The following is a 14549-nucleotide window of genomic DNA, read 5'->3' as shown; positions in this document are numbered from 1 at the left end:
GAGCGAGAACCCAGACATGGGCCATACCAAACAAGAAACCATGCCGGTGATCCGCGAACTGCGGGATTTCGACCGCCATTCCGGCAACTGGCTGGAACGGTGGGTGTTCAACTATCGCCCGCTGTTCATGCTGCTGATGGCGCTGGCCACCGTGGTGTTGGGCTACATGGCCGCAACTCGCCTGGAGCTGCGCCCCAGTTTCGAAAAGATGATTCCGCAGAGCCAGCCGTACATTCAGAATTTCCTGGAAAACCGCCAGTCGCTACGCGGTCTGGGTAACTCGGTACGGGTGGTGGTGGAGAACACTCAGGGCGATATCTTCGACCCCGCTTATCTTGACGTACTCAAACAGGTCAACGATCAGCTGTTCGTCACCGAAGGCGTCGACCGCGCCTGGATGAAGTCGTTGTGGAGCCCGGCGGTGCGCTGGACCGAAGTCACCGAGGAAGGTTTCCAGGGTGGCCCGGTGATGCCCGATACCTACCAGGGCAAGCCGGAAGAAATAGAACAGCTGCGCCAGAACATTTCCCGCGCCGGCATCGTCGGCAGTCTGGTGGCCAGCGACTACAAATCGAGCATGCTCATCGTGCCGCTGCTGGACAAGGCCACGGCCAGCGGTCAGCGCATCGACTACCACGCCTTTTCGCAGATGCTCGAGGAGCAGTTGCGCGACAAGATCGAATTCGCAGGTGACAGCGCGGCACGCAAGGCCGGGGAGGAGGGCAAGGGCCAGTACAAAGTCCGGGTGATCGGTTTCGCCAAACTGATGGGCGACCTGATTGACGGTCTGATCCAGGTGATGATGTTCTTCGGCCTGGCCGTCGTCACGTCGCTGATCATCATTTACGCCTACACCCGTTGCGTGCGCAGCACCTTGCTGGTGGTCGGCTGCTCGCTGATTGCGGTGGTCTGGCAACTCGGCATCGTCGCCTGGCTGGGCTATGCCATCGATCCGTACTCGGTGCTGGTGCCTTTCCTGATCTTCGCCATCGGTGTGTCCCACGCGGCGCAGAAGATGAACGGCATCATGCAAGACATCGCCCGTGGCACCCACAGACTGATCGCCGCACGCTACACCTTTCGCCGCCTGTTCATTGCCGGCGTCACCGCGCTGCTGGCCGACGCTGTCGGGTTCGCGGTGCTGATGCTGATCGATATTCCGGTGATCCGCGACCTGGCGATCACCGCCAGTATCGGTGTGGCGGTGCTGATTTTCACCTCGCTGTTGCTGATGCCAGTGGCGCTGTCTTATGTCGGCGTCGGCGCCAAGGCGGCCGAGCGTGCGCTGAAAATCGACACGCGCGCAGAAGGGCATAAAGGCTTCGGCAAACTGTGGGACTTGCTCGACCGCTTCACGACACGCAAATGGGCCACGGGGGCAGTATTGGTCGCGGTGCTGATGGGCATCGGCGGCTTCATGGTCAGTTTGCAGCTGAAGATCGGCGACCTGGAAAGTGGCGCGCCGGAATTGCGTGCCGACTCTCGCTATAACCGTGACAACGCCTACATCACCAGCCACTACGCGCTGTCCAGCGACCTGTTCGCGGTGATGATCAAGACTGCGCCGGAAGGCTGCTTGAACTACAAGACGCTGGTTCTCGCCGACCGTTTGGCCTGGGAGCTGCAGCAGTATCCGGGCGTACAGGCCACGGCTTCGTTGGTCAACGCGGTGCGCCAAATCACCGCCGGCACTTATGAAGGCAACCCCAAGCTCAACAGCATCCAGCGCAATCAGGACGTGCTGAACTACGCCGCGCAGCAAGCCTCGGTCAACTCCCCGGAGTTGTTCAACACCGATTGTTCGCTGATGCCGGTGATCACCTTCCTCAAGGACCACAAGGCCGAGACGCTGGATGCCGTGGTGGGCATCGCGGAAAAATTCGCCCGGGAGAACAACAGCGAAGATCGCCAGTTCCTGCTGGCGGCCGGGTCGGCCGGAATTGAGGCGGCGACCAACATTGTGGTGCGCGAGGCCAATCGCACCATGCTGCTTTACGTCTATGCGGCGGTGACGCTGTTCTGCCTGATCACCTTCCGCAGCTGGCGCGCCACGTTGGTTGCGTTGTTGCCGCTGGTGCTGACCTCGATCCTTTGCGAGGCGTTGATGGTGGCCATGGGCATCGGCGTGAAAGTCGCGACTCTGCCGGTAATCGCCCTCGGCGTGGGCATCGGCGTCGATTACGCCCTGTACTTGCTCAGCGTGCAATTGCACTTCCAGCGTCAGGGTTTGCCTTTGTCCCAGGCCTACCGCAACGCCGTGTCGTTCACCGGCCGTGTGGTCGGGCTGGTGGGCATCACCCTCGCGGCGGGCGTGGTGTGCTGGGTCTGGTCGCCCATCAAGTTCCAGGCCGATATGGGCATCCTGCTGACCTTCATGTTCCTGTGGAACATGCTCGGCGCGCTGATCCTGATCCCGGCCCTGTCGTACTTCCTGCTGCGCGAACGGGCGGTTGAGTCTGCTCCCGATGCGTCAGCCGAAAACACTGAATCCACTGAACGTCCCGGCATGTCGCATGCCCTGACCACTTCCGAGTAAGCCAACGATGTCTGATTACAAAGCTCCTTTGCGCGACATGCGCTTCGTACTCAACGAGGTTTTCCAGGTGTCCCGGCTATGGGCCCAATTGCCTGGCATGGCCGAGGTGATTGATGAAGAAACGGCCGCCGCAATTCTTGAAGAGGCCGGCAAGATCAGCGCCGAGGTGGTCGCACCGCTGAACCGCAGCAGCGACGAGCAGGGCTGCACCTGGAGCAACGGCGCGGTCCAGGCTCCGGACGGTTTCGTTGCCGCCTACCAGGCATTCGCCGAAGGCGGTTGGGTGGGTGTCGGCGGCGACCCGCAGTTCGGTGGCATGGGCATGCCCAAGGCCATTTCGGCTCAGGTTGAAGAGATGGTCAACTCGGCCAGTCTGTCGTTCGGCTTGTACCCGATGCTGACGGCTGGTGCGTGCCTGTCGATCAATGCCCACGCCAGTCAGGAACTCAAGGAACGCTATCTGCCGAACATGTACGCCGGCGTCTGGACCGGCTCGATGTGCCTGACCGAGGCGCATGCCGGCACTGACCTGGGCCTGATTCGCACTCGCGCCGAACCTCAGGTCGACGGCAGCTTCAAGATCAGCGGCAGCAAGATTTTCATCACCGGCGGCGAGCACGACCTGACCGAAAACATTATCCATCTGGTACTGGCGCGGTTACCGGATGCACCGACCGGTCCCAAGGGGATTTCGCTGTTTCTGGTGCCCAAGGTACTGGTCAATGACGATGGCTCGCTGGGCGAGCGCAATGCGCTGTCCTGCGGTTCCATCGAGCACAAGATGGGCATCAAGGCCTCCGCCACCTGTGTGATGAATTTTGACGGGGCGACTGGCTGGATTGTCGACGCGCCGAACAAAGGCCTGGCGGCAATGTTCACCATGATGAATTACGAACGCCTTGGCGTGGGCATCCAGGGCCTGGCGTTGGGTGAGCGCTCGTACCAGAACGCGGTCGAATACGCCCGTGACCGTCTGCAAAGCCGTTCACCGACCGGCGCGCAGAACAAGGACAAGCCCGCCGACCCGATCATCGTGCACCCGGATGTACGACGCATGCTGTTGACCATGAAAGCCTTGAACGAGGGCGGGCGTGCGTTCTCCAGCTACGTGGCGCTGCAACTGGATACCGCCAAGTACAGCGATGACGTGGCAACCCGCACCCGCGCCCAGGAACTGGTGTCGCTGCTGACCCCGGTGGCCAAGGCGTTCCTCACCGACATGGGACTGGAGACCACGGTGCATGGCCAGCAGATCTTCGGCGGCCACGGCTACATCCGCGAGTGGGGCCAGGAGCAATTGATTCGCGATGTGCGCATTACGCAGATCTACGAAGGCACCAACGGTATCCAGTCACTGGATCTGGCCGGGCGCAAAATCGTCGGAAGCGGCGGGGCGCTGTACCGGCTGTTCGCTTCGGAAATCCGCAAATTTACCGCCAATGCCTGCGCTGACCTCGGCGAGTTCACCAAACCGTTGAACGCCGCTGTCGACACCCTCGACGAACTGACCGCATGGCTGCTGGACCGAGCCCAGAGCAACCCGAATGAAATCGGCGCGGCTTCGGTCGAGTACCTGCACGTGTTCGGCTACACCGCGTACGCCTACATGTGGGCGCGAATGGCCAAGGCTGCCATGAGCACGCATTCCAAAGACGATTTCTACGTCAGCAAACTGGCTACCGCGCGCTTCTACTTCGCTCGCCTGCTGCCACGCATCCACTCGTTGAGCGCGTCGGCCAAGGCTGGCAGCGAATGCCTCTACGAGCTGGAAGCAGCGCACTTCTGATCGAAAGGACAAGGAACCCAACCATGATGGCGACAAAAATAATTCCGCCCGCCGATGGCGCCTATGCCTATCCCTTGCTGATCAAGCAATTATTGCTGTCCGGCGTGCGCTACGAACCGGGCCGGGAAATCGTCTACGCCGACAAATTGCGCTACAGCTACCAGACCCTCAACCAGCGGATCCGCAAGCTGGCCAACGCCTTGACCGCTGCCGGCGTCAAGGCCGGAGATACCGTGGCCTTGCTCGACTGGGACAGCCATCGCTACCTGGAATGCTTCTTTGCGGTACCGATGATCGGTGCGGTGCTGCATACCGTGAACATTCGTCTTTCGCCGGATCAGGTGCTCTTCACCATGAACCATGCCGAGGACGATCTGGTGCTGGTGCATGATGATTTCCTGCCGCTGGTTGAACAGATTCAGGGCCGGCTTGAAACCGTCAAAGGTTACCTGCAGCTCACGGACGACACAGCAATCGATACGTGGTTACCGGTGCTGGGGGAATATGAAAACCTGTTGTCCAGAGCCGTAGACCAGTACGACTTTCCCGATTTCGATGAGAACTCGGTGGCGACCCTTTTCTACACCACGGGCACCACTGGCGACCCTAAAGGCGTGTATTTCACCCACCGCCAATTGGTCCTGCACACCTTGAATGCCGTGGGCACTTTGGGCGTCTATCAAGGCCTGCCGTTGCTGCGTTCCGATGATGTGTACATGCCCATCACCCCGATGTTTCACGTGCATGCCTGGGGTGTGCCTTATGTCGCCACCCTGATGGGGCTCAAGCAGGTGTACCCCGGCCGCTACGAACCCAACAGCCTGGTCAGGCTGTATCGTGAGGAAAAGGTCACTTTTTCCCATTGCGTGCCGACCATTCTGCAAATGATCCTGAACTGCGAAGAAGCGGCACAGACCCGTTTCGATGGCTGGAAAATGCTCTTGGGTGGCAGCGCACTGACGCTGGGCATTGCCAGCGAAGCGAGTGCCAAAGGTATTCAGGTGCACAGCGGTTACGGCATGTCGGAAACCTGCCCGTTGCTGTGTCTGACGTACCTGCGTGATGAAGACCTCGAACAATCCACGCAAGCCCAGTTGCCCACTCGCATCAAGACGGGCACGCCGGTGCCGATGGTCGACCTGAAAATCATCGATGCCAATGGCAATGACGTTGCCCATGACGGCGAGTCTCTGGGCGAGATCGTGGTGCGCGCACCCTGGCTGACCCAAGGCTATTTGAAGGAACCCGAAAAGGGTGCCGAGTTGTGGCACAACGGTTGGATGCACACCGGCGACTTGGCCTCCATCGACGCCTTGGGAGGGGTGGAAATCAAAGATCGAATCAAGGATGTCATCAAGACGGGCGGGGAGTGGATCAGCTCTCTGGAACTGGAAAGCCTGATCAGCGAACACGCTGCGGTGATGTCGGTCGCGGTCGTGGGCATTGCCGATGAGCAATGGGGCGAACGGCCGATGGCGCTGGTGGTGTGCGAACCGGGGCAGTATCTCGACAGCAAGATCCTGGAGGCGCACCTGCAAGGGTTTGTCGAGCGTGGCCGCATCAACAAATGGGCGATCCCCAAGCAGTTCAAGTTCGTCGCCCAGATTCCTAAAACCAGTGTGGGGAAGATAAATAAGAAGCTGATTCGGGAAAGCGGATTGAGCTGAAAGGCGCGGCGTGCTCTCGCCAACCCTGTGCCAATTTCGTCATCCCTCGCGCCCAAACCCATCAAGCCACATCTCTGCGGATAGACCACTCTGACCGGTCTGTCCAAGGAGATGACCATGATTCGACTGACCCTGATCGAAGCCCGCGAGCTGGCCGAATCGATCCTGTTGCACAACGGTTTTAATCTGGCCCACGCGCAAGCGGTGGCGGCGACGGTGATTGCCGGCGAGCGCGATGGTTGTGCCTCCCACGGTTTGTACCGGATTCTGGGTTGCGTGAATTCCCTGCGGGCCGGCAAGGTGTCGGCCGATGCCGAACCGCAGGTGATCGACCAGGCGCCGTCGATCGTGCGGGTGGATGCCGCGGGTGGTTTCTCGCAGTTGGCGTTTCAGGCCGGGCTTGGGTTGCTGGCGGAGAAAACCCGGGCCAACGGGATTGCGGCGTTGGCGATCAATCGCTGTGTGCATTTCTCGGCATTGTGGGTGGAGATCGAGCAGTTGACCGCCGTTGGTTTGGTGGCGCTGGCGTGTAATCCGAGCCATGCCTGGGTGGCACCGACCGGGGGACGTGTGCCGGTGTTCGGCACCAATCCTATTGCCTTTGGCTGGCCGCGTGCGGGGCAGGATCCGTTTGTGTTCGACTTCGCCACCAGTGCGATTGCCCGTGGCGATATCGAGTTGCATCGGCGTGCCGGCAAGGCGATTCCCGAGGGTTGGGGCGTGGACGCTGAGGGCCGGCCGAGCACCGATGCCAATGTGGTGCTCGACAGCGGCGCGATGCTGACGTTCGGCGGGCATAAGGGCTCGGCGCTGGCGGCAATGGTGGAGTTGATCGCCGGGCCTTTGATCGGTGATTTGACCAGTGCCGAATCGCTGGCCTATGACGAGGGCAGCAAGTCGTCGCCGTACCATGGCGAGTTGATCATCGCGCTGGATCCGCGACGTTTTCTGGGGGCGGCCACTGAGGAACATTTGTCTCGGGCCGAAGTGTTGTTCCAGGGCATTGAAGGGCAGGGCGCACGCTTGCCGTCGCAACGGCGTTATGCGGCGCGGGCACGCAGTATGGTGGAGGGGGTGCAGATTCCCGAGGCGCTGTACAACGACCTGAAAGCACTGCTGGCTTGAATGCGATGAAAATCCTGTAGGAGCGAGGCTTGCCCGCGAAGAACGATGACGCGTAATACCTGAAAAATCGCGGTGCATTCTTCGCGGGCAAGCCTCGCTCCTACAGGAGGTCGTGTTTGTTAAACCGGTTCGCGGTGGATATTGCCATCAACCAGTCGCGCAATGCCCAAGGGGTTGGCGTTTTTCAGGGCGTCGGGCAACAGGGCGTCCGGGCAGTTCTGGTAGCACACCGGGCGCAGGAAGCGCTCGATGGCCAGGCTGCCGACCGACGTGCCACGGGCGTCGGAGGTCGCCGGGTAGGGCCCGCCATGCACCATGGCATCGCAAACTTCGACGCCGGTGGGATAGCCGTTGAACAGCACCCGACCGACCTTTTGTTCCAGCTGCACCAGCAGATCGGCGTGTTCCTTCAGGTCCTGCGTTTCGCCAATCAACGTGGCGGTGAGTTGACCGTGCAAACTGTTCAGCGCTTGTCGCAACTCGGCCTTGTCGGCTACTTCGACGACGAGGGTGGTCGGGCCGAACACTTCCTCCTGCAACAGCGGATCACCCTTGAGCAGCAGACTGACGTCGGCCTTGAACAGTTGCGGCCGCGCCTGATTGCCGTGCTGATCCTGGCCCGCCAGGCGGATTATTCCCGGATGGTCGAGCAGGGCCTGCACACCTTTTTCGTAGCTGCCAAGGGTGCCGGCGTTGAGCATGGTTTGCGCCGGTTGTTCGGCCATCAACGTACTGAGCCGCGCGGTGAAAGCGCTGAAGTGAGGTGAGCGCATACCGATCACCAAACCCGGATTGGTACAGAACTGACCGCAACCCTGGACCACCGACGCCACCAGTTCACCGGCGATTTTCTCGCCGCGTATTTGCAAGGCTTCGGGCAAAACCAGCACCGGGTTGATGCTGCTCATTTCAGCGAACACCGGGATCGGTTGTGGCCGTGCGGCGGCCATGTCACAGAGCGCGCGACCGCCCTTTAGCGAGCCGGTGAAACCGACGGCCTGGATCGCCGGATGCTTGACCAGCGCTTCACCGACGCCCGCGCCGTAGATCATGTTGAACACACCTTTGGGCATGTCGGTTTGTTCGGCGGCGCGGATGATTGCATTGGCCACGCGTTCGGCGGTCGCCATGTGTCCGCTGTGGGCCTTGAACACCACCGGGCAACCGGCGGCCAGAGCAGCAGCGGTGTCACCACCGGCGGTGGAAAAGGCCAGCGGGAAATTACTGGCGCCGAACACCGCCACCGGACCAACGCCGATCCGGTATTGGCGCAGGTCGACCCGTGGCAGTGGCTGACGTTCGGGCAAGGCGCGGTCGATGCGCGCACCATAGAAATCGCCCCGGCGCAGCACCTGAGCGAACAGGCGCATTTGGTTGCTGGTACGGCTGCGCTCACCTTGAATGCGTCCGGTCGGCAAGGCGGTTTCGCGGGTGACAAGGGCGACGAATTCGTCATCCAACGCATCCAGTTGTGCGGCGATGGCCTCAAGAAATTCTGCACGGCGAGTTGCCGGCAGATTGCGGAAGAACGGATAAGCAGCCGCAGCGGCCTGGGCGGCGGCGTCCACTTCCTCGGCGGTGGCTTGCGTGAAAGAGAAGGGTAGCGCTTCGCCGGTGCTGGCATCGTGGCTGTGCAGGGTGATGCTGCCAGCGGCGCTACGGGCACCGCCGATGTAGTTGTGGCCGATGATTTCGGGCATGGAAAACTCCTGTCGGGAAAGGTAGGTCCCCTGTAGGAGCGAGGCTTGCCCGCGAAGACGGCGTGTCAGTCGACATCAATGTTGAATGTGATGGCGCCTTCGCGGGCAAGCCTCGCTCCTACAGGTATTGGGCTCAGGCCAGTGAATCACCCTGGCGTGTGGCCGGCACGGCGCTATCTAGCGCAGCAATACGCGCAGCAGATTCCGCATCCACTTGGTGCAACGACTTGCCACGGGTTTCCCGGGTCAGGCCGACGGCGACGATGGAGATCAGCGCAGCACCCACCAGGTACCAGGCGATCGGTGTCGAGCTTTGATATTTGTTGAGCAAAGTGATGGCGATCAGCGGTGCCAGGGAACCGGCGAAGATCGGCGCCACTTGGTAGCACAGCGAAAGGGCGGTATAGCGCACATGGGTCGGGAACATTTCGGCCATCAGCGCCGAGTAGGGCGCATAGGTCATCGACTCGATGCCCAGGCCCAGAATGATCGCCGCCATGATCAGCCAGTTATTGCCGGTGTCCATCATCGGGAAACCGATAAAGCCCCAGAACGCAGTGAGCACCGCGCCGGTCAGGTAGATCGGTTTGCGCCCGACGATATCCGACAAATATCCCATCAACGGAATCAGGAAAAAGTGCACCAAGTGCGCGCCGAACATCAGCAGCAGTATTTCCGAGGTGTCCTTGTGCACCACCAGTTTCAGGTAGGTGATCGAAAAGGTGACCACGGTGTAATAGAGAATGTTCTCGGCAAAGCGTGCGCCAATCCCCACCAGCACGGCGCGCCAGTGATGACGCAGCACTTCGACCACACCCAACTGTTGCTGCTTGGTCTGTGCCTGACGGGCCTGGGCTTCTTTGAAGATCGGCGCGTCATCGACGCTGGTGCGAATCCAGTAGCCGATCAGCACCACCACCGCCGAGAACCAGAACGCCACGCGCCAACCCCAGGCGAGGAATTGTTCCTCCGACAGGTTCGACGACAACAGCAACAGCGCGACCGTGGCCACCAGGTTGCCGGCCGGCACCCCGGCTTGCGGCCAACTGGCCCAGAAGCCTCGGCGATTGTCCGGGCAGTGTTCGGACACCAGCAGAATCGCGCCGCCCCATTCACCGCCAAAGGCAAAGCCCTGGATCAACCGCAGCAGCACCAATAACACTGGCGCGGCATAGCCGATGCTGTCGAAGCCGGGCAGGCATCCCATCAGAAAAGTAGTGATGCCGACCACCACCAGGCTCAGTTGCAGCAGGCGTTTGCGGCCGAACTTGTCACCGTAGTGACCGAACACCAGACCGCCCAACGGTCGAGCGAGAAAGCCGACGGCGTACAGGGCGAAAGCGGCGATGATGCCGTCGATGGGGCTGTCAGTCTGGCGGAAGAACAACTGGCCGAAGACCAGTGCGGAGGCGGTGCCGTAGAGAAAGAATTCATACCACTCGGCGACGGTGCCGGCCATGGCGGCGGCCACTACGCGTTTGAGTCCCGAGGGGGTGGTTGCGCTGGAAGTGCTTTGAGGGTTGGACATGCTGGCGTTTCCTGTAGAGGCGCAAAGACAGGGCAAACCGTAATGCCGGAAAGTTATGGAGCTGAACACCGTAGCCCCGCGGGAGCGAGCCTGTGTGGCGAGGGGGCTTGCCCCCGTTCGGCTGCGTAGCAGTCGTAAAACCATTGCATGCGGTGTACCTGATACACCGCGATTGCAGGTTTGGGGGCCGCTTTGCGACCCAACGGGGGCAAGCCCCCTCGCCACAAAAGTTTGCGCACCTTAACTTATCGGTATTAGGGCAAGCGAGGCCGGACCCGCAAGGGCCGGCCCAGCAATCACTCAGAGACCGACGTCTGGCAACTCCGGACGGTTAGCCAGGGCCTTGGCCATGATCTGCTCGACGAACACCCGATCGGCTTCTGGCAGTGCCAGGCGTGGCGGACGGGTCAGCGCGCTGCCGCGACCGGCGATGGCTTCGCAGAGCTTGATGCACTGCACCAAGTCGGCACGGGCATCGAGGTGCAGGATCGGCATCAGCCATTCGTAGATCGGCATGGCTTCGGCGAAGCGACCGGCCTTGGCCAGGCGGAAGATAGTTTCGCCTTCTTTCGGGAACACGTTGGACATGCCCGAGACCCAGCCTTCGGCACCCACCGCGATGCTTTCCAGCACCACGTCGTCGAGACCGGCGAACAGCACGAAGCGGTCGCCGACTTCATTGCGCACGTCGATGAAGCGGCGGGTATCGCCGGAGGAATCCTTGAAGCACACCACGTTGTCGCAGTCGGCCAGGGAAATCAGGATGTCCGGGGTGACGTCGTTTTTGTAGATCGGCGGGTTGTTGTAGACCATCAACGGTACGTCGGCGTTTTTCGCCACGTAGCGGTAGTGCTCGGCAGTTTCGAACGGCTTGGAACCGTAGACCAGCGCCGGCATCAGCATCACGCCGTCGACACCGACCCGGCGCACGGCATTGGCGACCTTGGCCGCTTGCACGCTAGTGAACTCGGCTACACCGCAGATCACTGGCACGCGACCCCGGGAGGCGTCGACCGCGACTTCGGTCACGGCGATTTTTTCTTCGGCGCTCAATGAGGTGTTTTCCCCCACCGAACCGCACACCACCAGGCCTGATACGCCATCACGGATCACGTTGGAAATCACCTGATGGGTTTTTTCCAGGTTGATGGTGAAGTCATCGTTGAATTGAGTGGTCACCGCGGGGAAGACGCCACTCCAGTTAATACGCTTGCTCATTGTTGCCTCCGGTTCGTTAATTGTATTTCGTATACGATATTTTAAGTGGCAATATTCGGCTAGTGTTTTTTCAATCAATCAGGTTTTTTCTGTGGGTGAAATCCCTGTGGCTAGGGAGCTTTTGTGGCGAGGGGGCTTGCCCCCGTTCGGCTGCGAAGCAGTCGTAAAATCAGCACACGTGGTCTTTCTAGAAGGTAGCGGCGGCTGATTTCAGGGCCGCTTCGCAGCCCAACGGGGGCAAGCCCCCTCGCCACAGGTAGTTCTCTCACCACAGCAACCCCCTCGCCACAAAAGCTCTTCGGTTCGGCGTCAGGCACCCGGCCAGGTGTCAGACAGGCGATAGCCCTGTGGCCACGGATCGCTCGGATCGAGCAGCAATTGATGAGTGCCGGTGATCCAGGCCCGGCCGGAAATGCATGGGTAGATCGCCGGGCGTCCGGCCACTTCGGTCAGGGAGTCGATGCGGCAGTGGAATTCGGAACCGATGATCGAACGGCCAATAAAGCGCTCGCCCACCTGCATCAAGCCCTTGGCCTGCAGCACCGCCATGCGCGCCGAGCAGCCGGTGCCGGTGGGTGAGCGGTCGATCTTGCCGGGTTGAATCACCACCGCGTTGGCGCCGGTGGCGATGCCGTTTTCAACGACGATGGGCGCGGCAATCTGGCAGAAAGAAATATGTGACCACTCGGGGTTCAGCGGATGGACGAAGCCCAATTGTTCATTGGCCGCGCGAGTGATTTTCAACCCGACCGCCACCAGGTCGGCAGCCTCATCAGGACGAATGGAAAAGCCCAGGCGTTCGGCGTCGGCGATCACAAAGCTGTCGCCGCCATACGCAGTGTCGACCTGCAACGAGCCGAGGCCTTCGACTTCGATCCAGGCGTCGAGGCGGTCAGCGAAGGAGGGCACGTTCTTGATTTCTACCCGCTCGACCTTGCCATCACGGCAATCGGCCACGGCCTCGATCAGGCCGCCGGGCGCTTCGAGCACCAATCGGGTTTGCGGTTCGGTCATCGGTAGAATGCCGCTGTCGAGCAGCACCGTGGCGACGCACAGCGAGTTGGAGCCGGACATCGGTGGCGTGTCCGCCGGTTCCATGATGATCCAGGCCATTTGCGCCCGAGGATCCTTGGCCGGCACCAGCAGGTTGACGTGACGGAATACGCCGCCGCGAGGCTCGTTGAGCACGAAGTTGCGCAGTGTCTGATCCTTGGCGATCCAGCGCGATTGCTCCCACACGGTGGCGCCCGGTGGCGGGGCGACGCCGCCGACGATCACATCGCCGACTTCGCCTTCGGCGTGACAGCTGACTACATGAATCACTTTCGATGAGCGCATTGCCTTCTCCTTGTTGCGTCTGTCAGGGCCTCATCGCGGGCAAGCCCGCTCCCACAGGGTTATTGGTGTACACAAAGTTGGTGGCCAACACAGATACCTGTGGGAGCGGGCTTGCCCGCGATGGGGCCATCCGTTACTTCACCGATTTCAGAAATGCCGCAGTCTCCATATGCACCGGGTTACTAATCACCTCTCACAGTGATTTGGGTTGGCCACCGATTTTGCGTACACCAACAACCCTTGTGGGAGCGGGCGTGCCCGCGATGGGGCCATCCGTTACTTCACCGATTTCAGAAATGCCGCCGTTTCCGCATGCACCGGATTACCGATCACCTGATCCGGCGAGCCGATCTCGTGCACCAGGCCATTGCGAAAGAACGCCACGCGGTCGGAGACATCGCGGGCAAAGCGGATTTCGTGGGTCACCAGCACCATGGTCATGCCGTCTTCGGCGAGCATGCGCATGGTGTCCAGCACCTCACCGACCAATTGCGGATCGAGGGCCGACGTGGCCTCGTCGAACAGCATGTAATCCGGCGACATGGCCAAGGCGCGAGCGATGGCCATGCGTTGTTGCTGGCCTCCGGACAACTTGCCAGGGAAAGTCTTGAGCTTGTCGGCAAGGCCCACGTGGGTCAGTTGTCGCACCGCCAGTTCCTCGGCTTCGGCCTTGCTTTTACCCAAGACTTTGCGCGGCGCCAGCATCACGTTTTCGAGCACCGTCAGATGCGGGAAGGCATTCCATTGCTGGAACACAATGCCGATTTTCTGCCGCAGGCGGTTGAGGTCGGTGGCGCTGTGATGGACCTCGACGCCGTCGACGCGGATGTTGCCTTTCTGGATCGGTTCCAGGCCGTTGATGCACATCAGCAGGGTCGATTTGCCGGAGCCCGAACCGCCGATGATCGACACCACCTCGCCCTTGTTTACCGTCAGGCTGACACCCTTGACCACGGCGAGGTCGCCGAAGGATTTATGTACGTTGTCGATCTCAATCATTTTCTTGCCACCTTCTTTCCAGACGAGCGCCCAGGCGTGCGACCACCAGGCTCATGACGTAGTAAATAAGGCCCGCGATGCACAGCACCAGCAACGGTTCCTGGATGCGGGTGACGATGGTTTGCGAAGCGCGCAGCAGTTCGACGATGCCGATCCACATCACCAGCGCGGTGTCTTTCATCACGCCGAGCACCAGATTCAGCCAGCCCGGAAAAGCCACCCGGGTGGCCATCGGCAGGACGATCCAGCGCAGGTCCTGCAAGAAACTCAGCCCCAGTGAACGACTGGCCCGGCGCACGGTGAACGGCACCGACAACACGCCTGCACGCACGATCTCGGTGAAGTACGCGGCGGCGTAAACCCCCAGCACAATGCAGCCGACGCTGAAGGCGCTGATGTTCAAGCCGACGATGCTTTTGAGTGAGTTGAACAGCACGAACTGGATCAGCAACGGCACGCTGCGAAACACGTCCAGCACCCAGGCCAGGGGCAAACTGGCCCGCGGCAACAAGGCCCGCAGCAGTCCGAAGAGCAAGCCGGCGAGGGAGCCGAGCATGATCGACCAGAACGTCAGTTGCAGCGTGACCCAGGCGCCATTGAGCAGGAACAACAGGTCATTGGAGGAAAAACCGGTGGAAAACATGCACAGCTC

Annotated in this window: 10 protein-coding genes; 4 read left to right on the top strand and 6 right to left on the bottom strand. The window is 60.9% G+C overall.

The genetic code is table 11. The features are described 5' to 3' along the window. Positions 1 to 16: 16 nt before the first annotated feature. The 4 genes from TU81_RS11045 to TU81_RS11030 all read left to right on the top strand — a co-directional run bounded on the left by TU81_RS11045 (position 17) and on the right by TU81_RS11030 (position 7114). Entirely contained in the window at positions 17 to 2536 is a 2520-nt protein-coding gene (locus tag TU81_RS11045) for an efflux RND transporter permease subunit (protein ID WP_048395055.1), read from the top strand. A gap of 7 nt (positions 2537 to 2543) precedes the next feature. Beyond that, a complete protein-coding gene (locus TU81_RS11040) occupies positions 2544 to 4322 on the top strand; it encodes an acyl-CoA dehydrogenase C-terminal domain-containing protein (protein WP_048395053.1) in 1779 nt (592 codons plus the stop codon). A gap of 23 nt (positions 4323 to 4345) precedes the next feature. Continuing rightward, positions 4346 to 5989 (top strand): fatty acid--CoA ligase, encoded by a 1644-nt coding sequence (locus TU81_RS11035; protein WP_048395051.1) that lies wholly within the window; start codon positions 4346 to 4348, stop codon positions 5987 to 5989. 117 nt (positions 5990 to 6106) lie between these two features. After that, on the top strand, positions 6107 to 7114 hold the full coding sequence (locus TU81_RS11030; RefSeq protein WP_048395050.1) for an Ldh family oxidoreductase: 1008 nt from the start codon (positions 6107 to 6109) through the stop codon (positions 7112 to 7114). A gap of 119 nt (positions 7115 to 7233) precedes the next feature. On the opposite strand, the gene TU81_RS11025 is transcribed toward TU81_RS11030, so the two are convergent. The 6 genes from TU81_RS11025 to TU81_RS11000 form a co-directional block, all read right to left on the bottom strand. After that, positions 7234 to 8814: an aldehyde dehydrogenase (NADP(+)) gene (locus TU81_RS11025; RefSeq protein WP_048395049.1), complete on the bottom strand. Its 1581-nt coding sequence runs from the start codon at positions 8812 to 8814 to the stop codon at positions 7234 to 7236. A gap of 133 nt (positions 8815 to 8947) precedes the next feature. Then, on the bottom strand, positions 8948 to 10342 hold the full coding sequence (abaF, locus tag TU81_RS11020) for a fosfomycin efflux MFS transporter AbaF (RefSeq protein WP_048395048.1): 1395 nt from the start codon (positions 10340 to 10342) through the stop codon (positions 8948 to 8950). 300 nt (positions 10343 to 10642) lie between these two features. Beyond that, positions 10643 to 11560, bottom strand: a complete 918-nt coding sequence (locus TU81_RS11015) for a dihydrodipicolinate synthase family protein (protein WP_038980161.1) — start codon at positions 11558 to 11560, stop codon at positions 10643 to 10645. A 309-nt stretch (positions 11561 to 11869) separates the two neighbouring features. Next, positions 11870 to 12898: a trans-3-hydroxy-L-proline dehydratase gene (locus tag TU81_RS11010; RefSeq protein WP_048395047.1), complete on the bottom strand. Its 1029-nt coding sequence runs from the start codon at positions 12896 to 12898 to the stop codon at positions 11870 to 11872. Between the two features lie 276 nt (positions 12899 to 13174). Beyond that, positions 13175 to 13897 carry an amino acid ABC transporter ATP-binding protein gene (locus TU81_RS11005; protein WP_038980163.1) on the bottom strand — a complete coding sequence of 241 codons (723 nt, stop codon included), beginning with the start codon at positions 13895 to 13897 and terminating at the stop codon, positions 13175 to 13177. Beyond that, positions 13890 to 14540, bottom strand: a complete 651-nt coding sequence (locus tag TU81_RS11000) for an amino acid ABC transporter permease (RefSeq protein WP_038980164.1) — start codon at positions 14538 to 14540, stop codon at positions 13890 to 13892. The genes TU81_RS11005 and TU81_RS11000 overlap by 8 nt, the downstream gene beginning before the upstream one ends. Positions 14541 to 14549 lie beyond the last annotated feature (9 nt).

This window comes from Pseudomonas lini (assembly GCF_001042905.1).
Taxonomy (GTDB): Bacteria; Pseudomonadota; Gammaproteobacteria; order Pseudomonadales; family Pseudomonadaceae; genus Aquipseudomonas; species Aquipseudomonas lini.
The sequence above is the reverse complement of the archived record's forward strand: the minus strand, read 5'-3'. Positions and strand labels throughout refer to the sequence as shown.

What these genes read in the sequence shown, in the direction of transcription:
- TU81_RS11010 (WP_048395047.1), bottom strand. Translation starts at nt 12,898, where the DNA reads ATGCGCTCATCGAAAGTGATTCATGTAGTCAGCTGTCACGCCGAAGGC.
- TU81_RS11005 (WP_038980163.1), bottom strand. Translation starts at nt 13,897, where the DNA reads ATGATTGAGATCGACAACGTACATAAATCCTTCGGCGACCTCGCCGTG.
- TU81_RS11040 (WP_048395053.1), top strand. Translation starts at nt 2,544, where the DNA reads ATGTCTGATTACAAAGCTCCTTTGCGCGACATGCGCTTCGTACTCAAC.
- TU81_RS11030 (WP_048395050.1), top strand. Translation starts at nt 6,107, where the DNA reads ATGATTCGACTGACCCTGATCGAAGCCCGCGAGCTGGCCGAATCGATC.
- TU81_RS11025 (WP_048395049.1), bottom strand. Translation starts at nt 8,814, where the DNA reads ATGCCCGAAATCATCGGCCACAACTACATCGGCGGTGCCCGTAGCGCC.
- TU81_RS11000 (WP_038980164.1), bottom strand. Translation starts at nt 14,540, where the DNA reads ATGTTTTCCACCGGTTTTTCCTCCAATGACCTGTTGTTCCTGCTCAAT.
- TU81_RS11015 (WP_038980161.1), bottom strand. Translation starts at nt 11,560, where the DNA reads ATGAGCAAGCGTATTAACTGGAGTGGCGTCTTCCCCGCGGTGACCACT.
- TU81_RS11035 (WP_048395051.1), top strand. Translation starts at nt 4,346, where the DNA reads ATGATGGCGACAAAAATAATTCCGCCCGCCGATGGCGCCTATGCCTAT.
- TU81_RS11045 (WP_048395055.1), top strand. Translation starts at nt 17, where the DNA reads ATGGGCCATACCAAACAAGAAACCATGCCGGTGATCCGCGAACTGCGG.
- abaF (WP_048395048.1), bottom strand. Translation starts at nt 10,342, where the DNA reads ATGTCCAACCCTCAAAGCACTTCCAGCGCAACCACCCCCTCGGGACTC.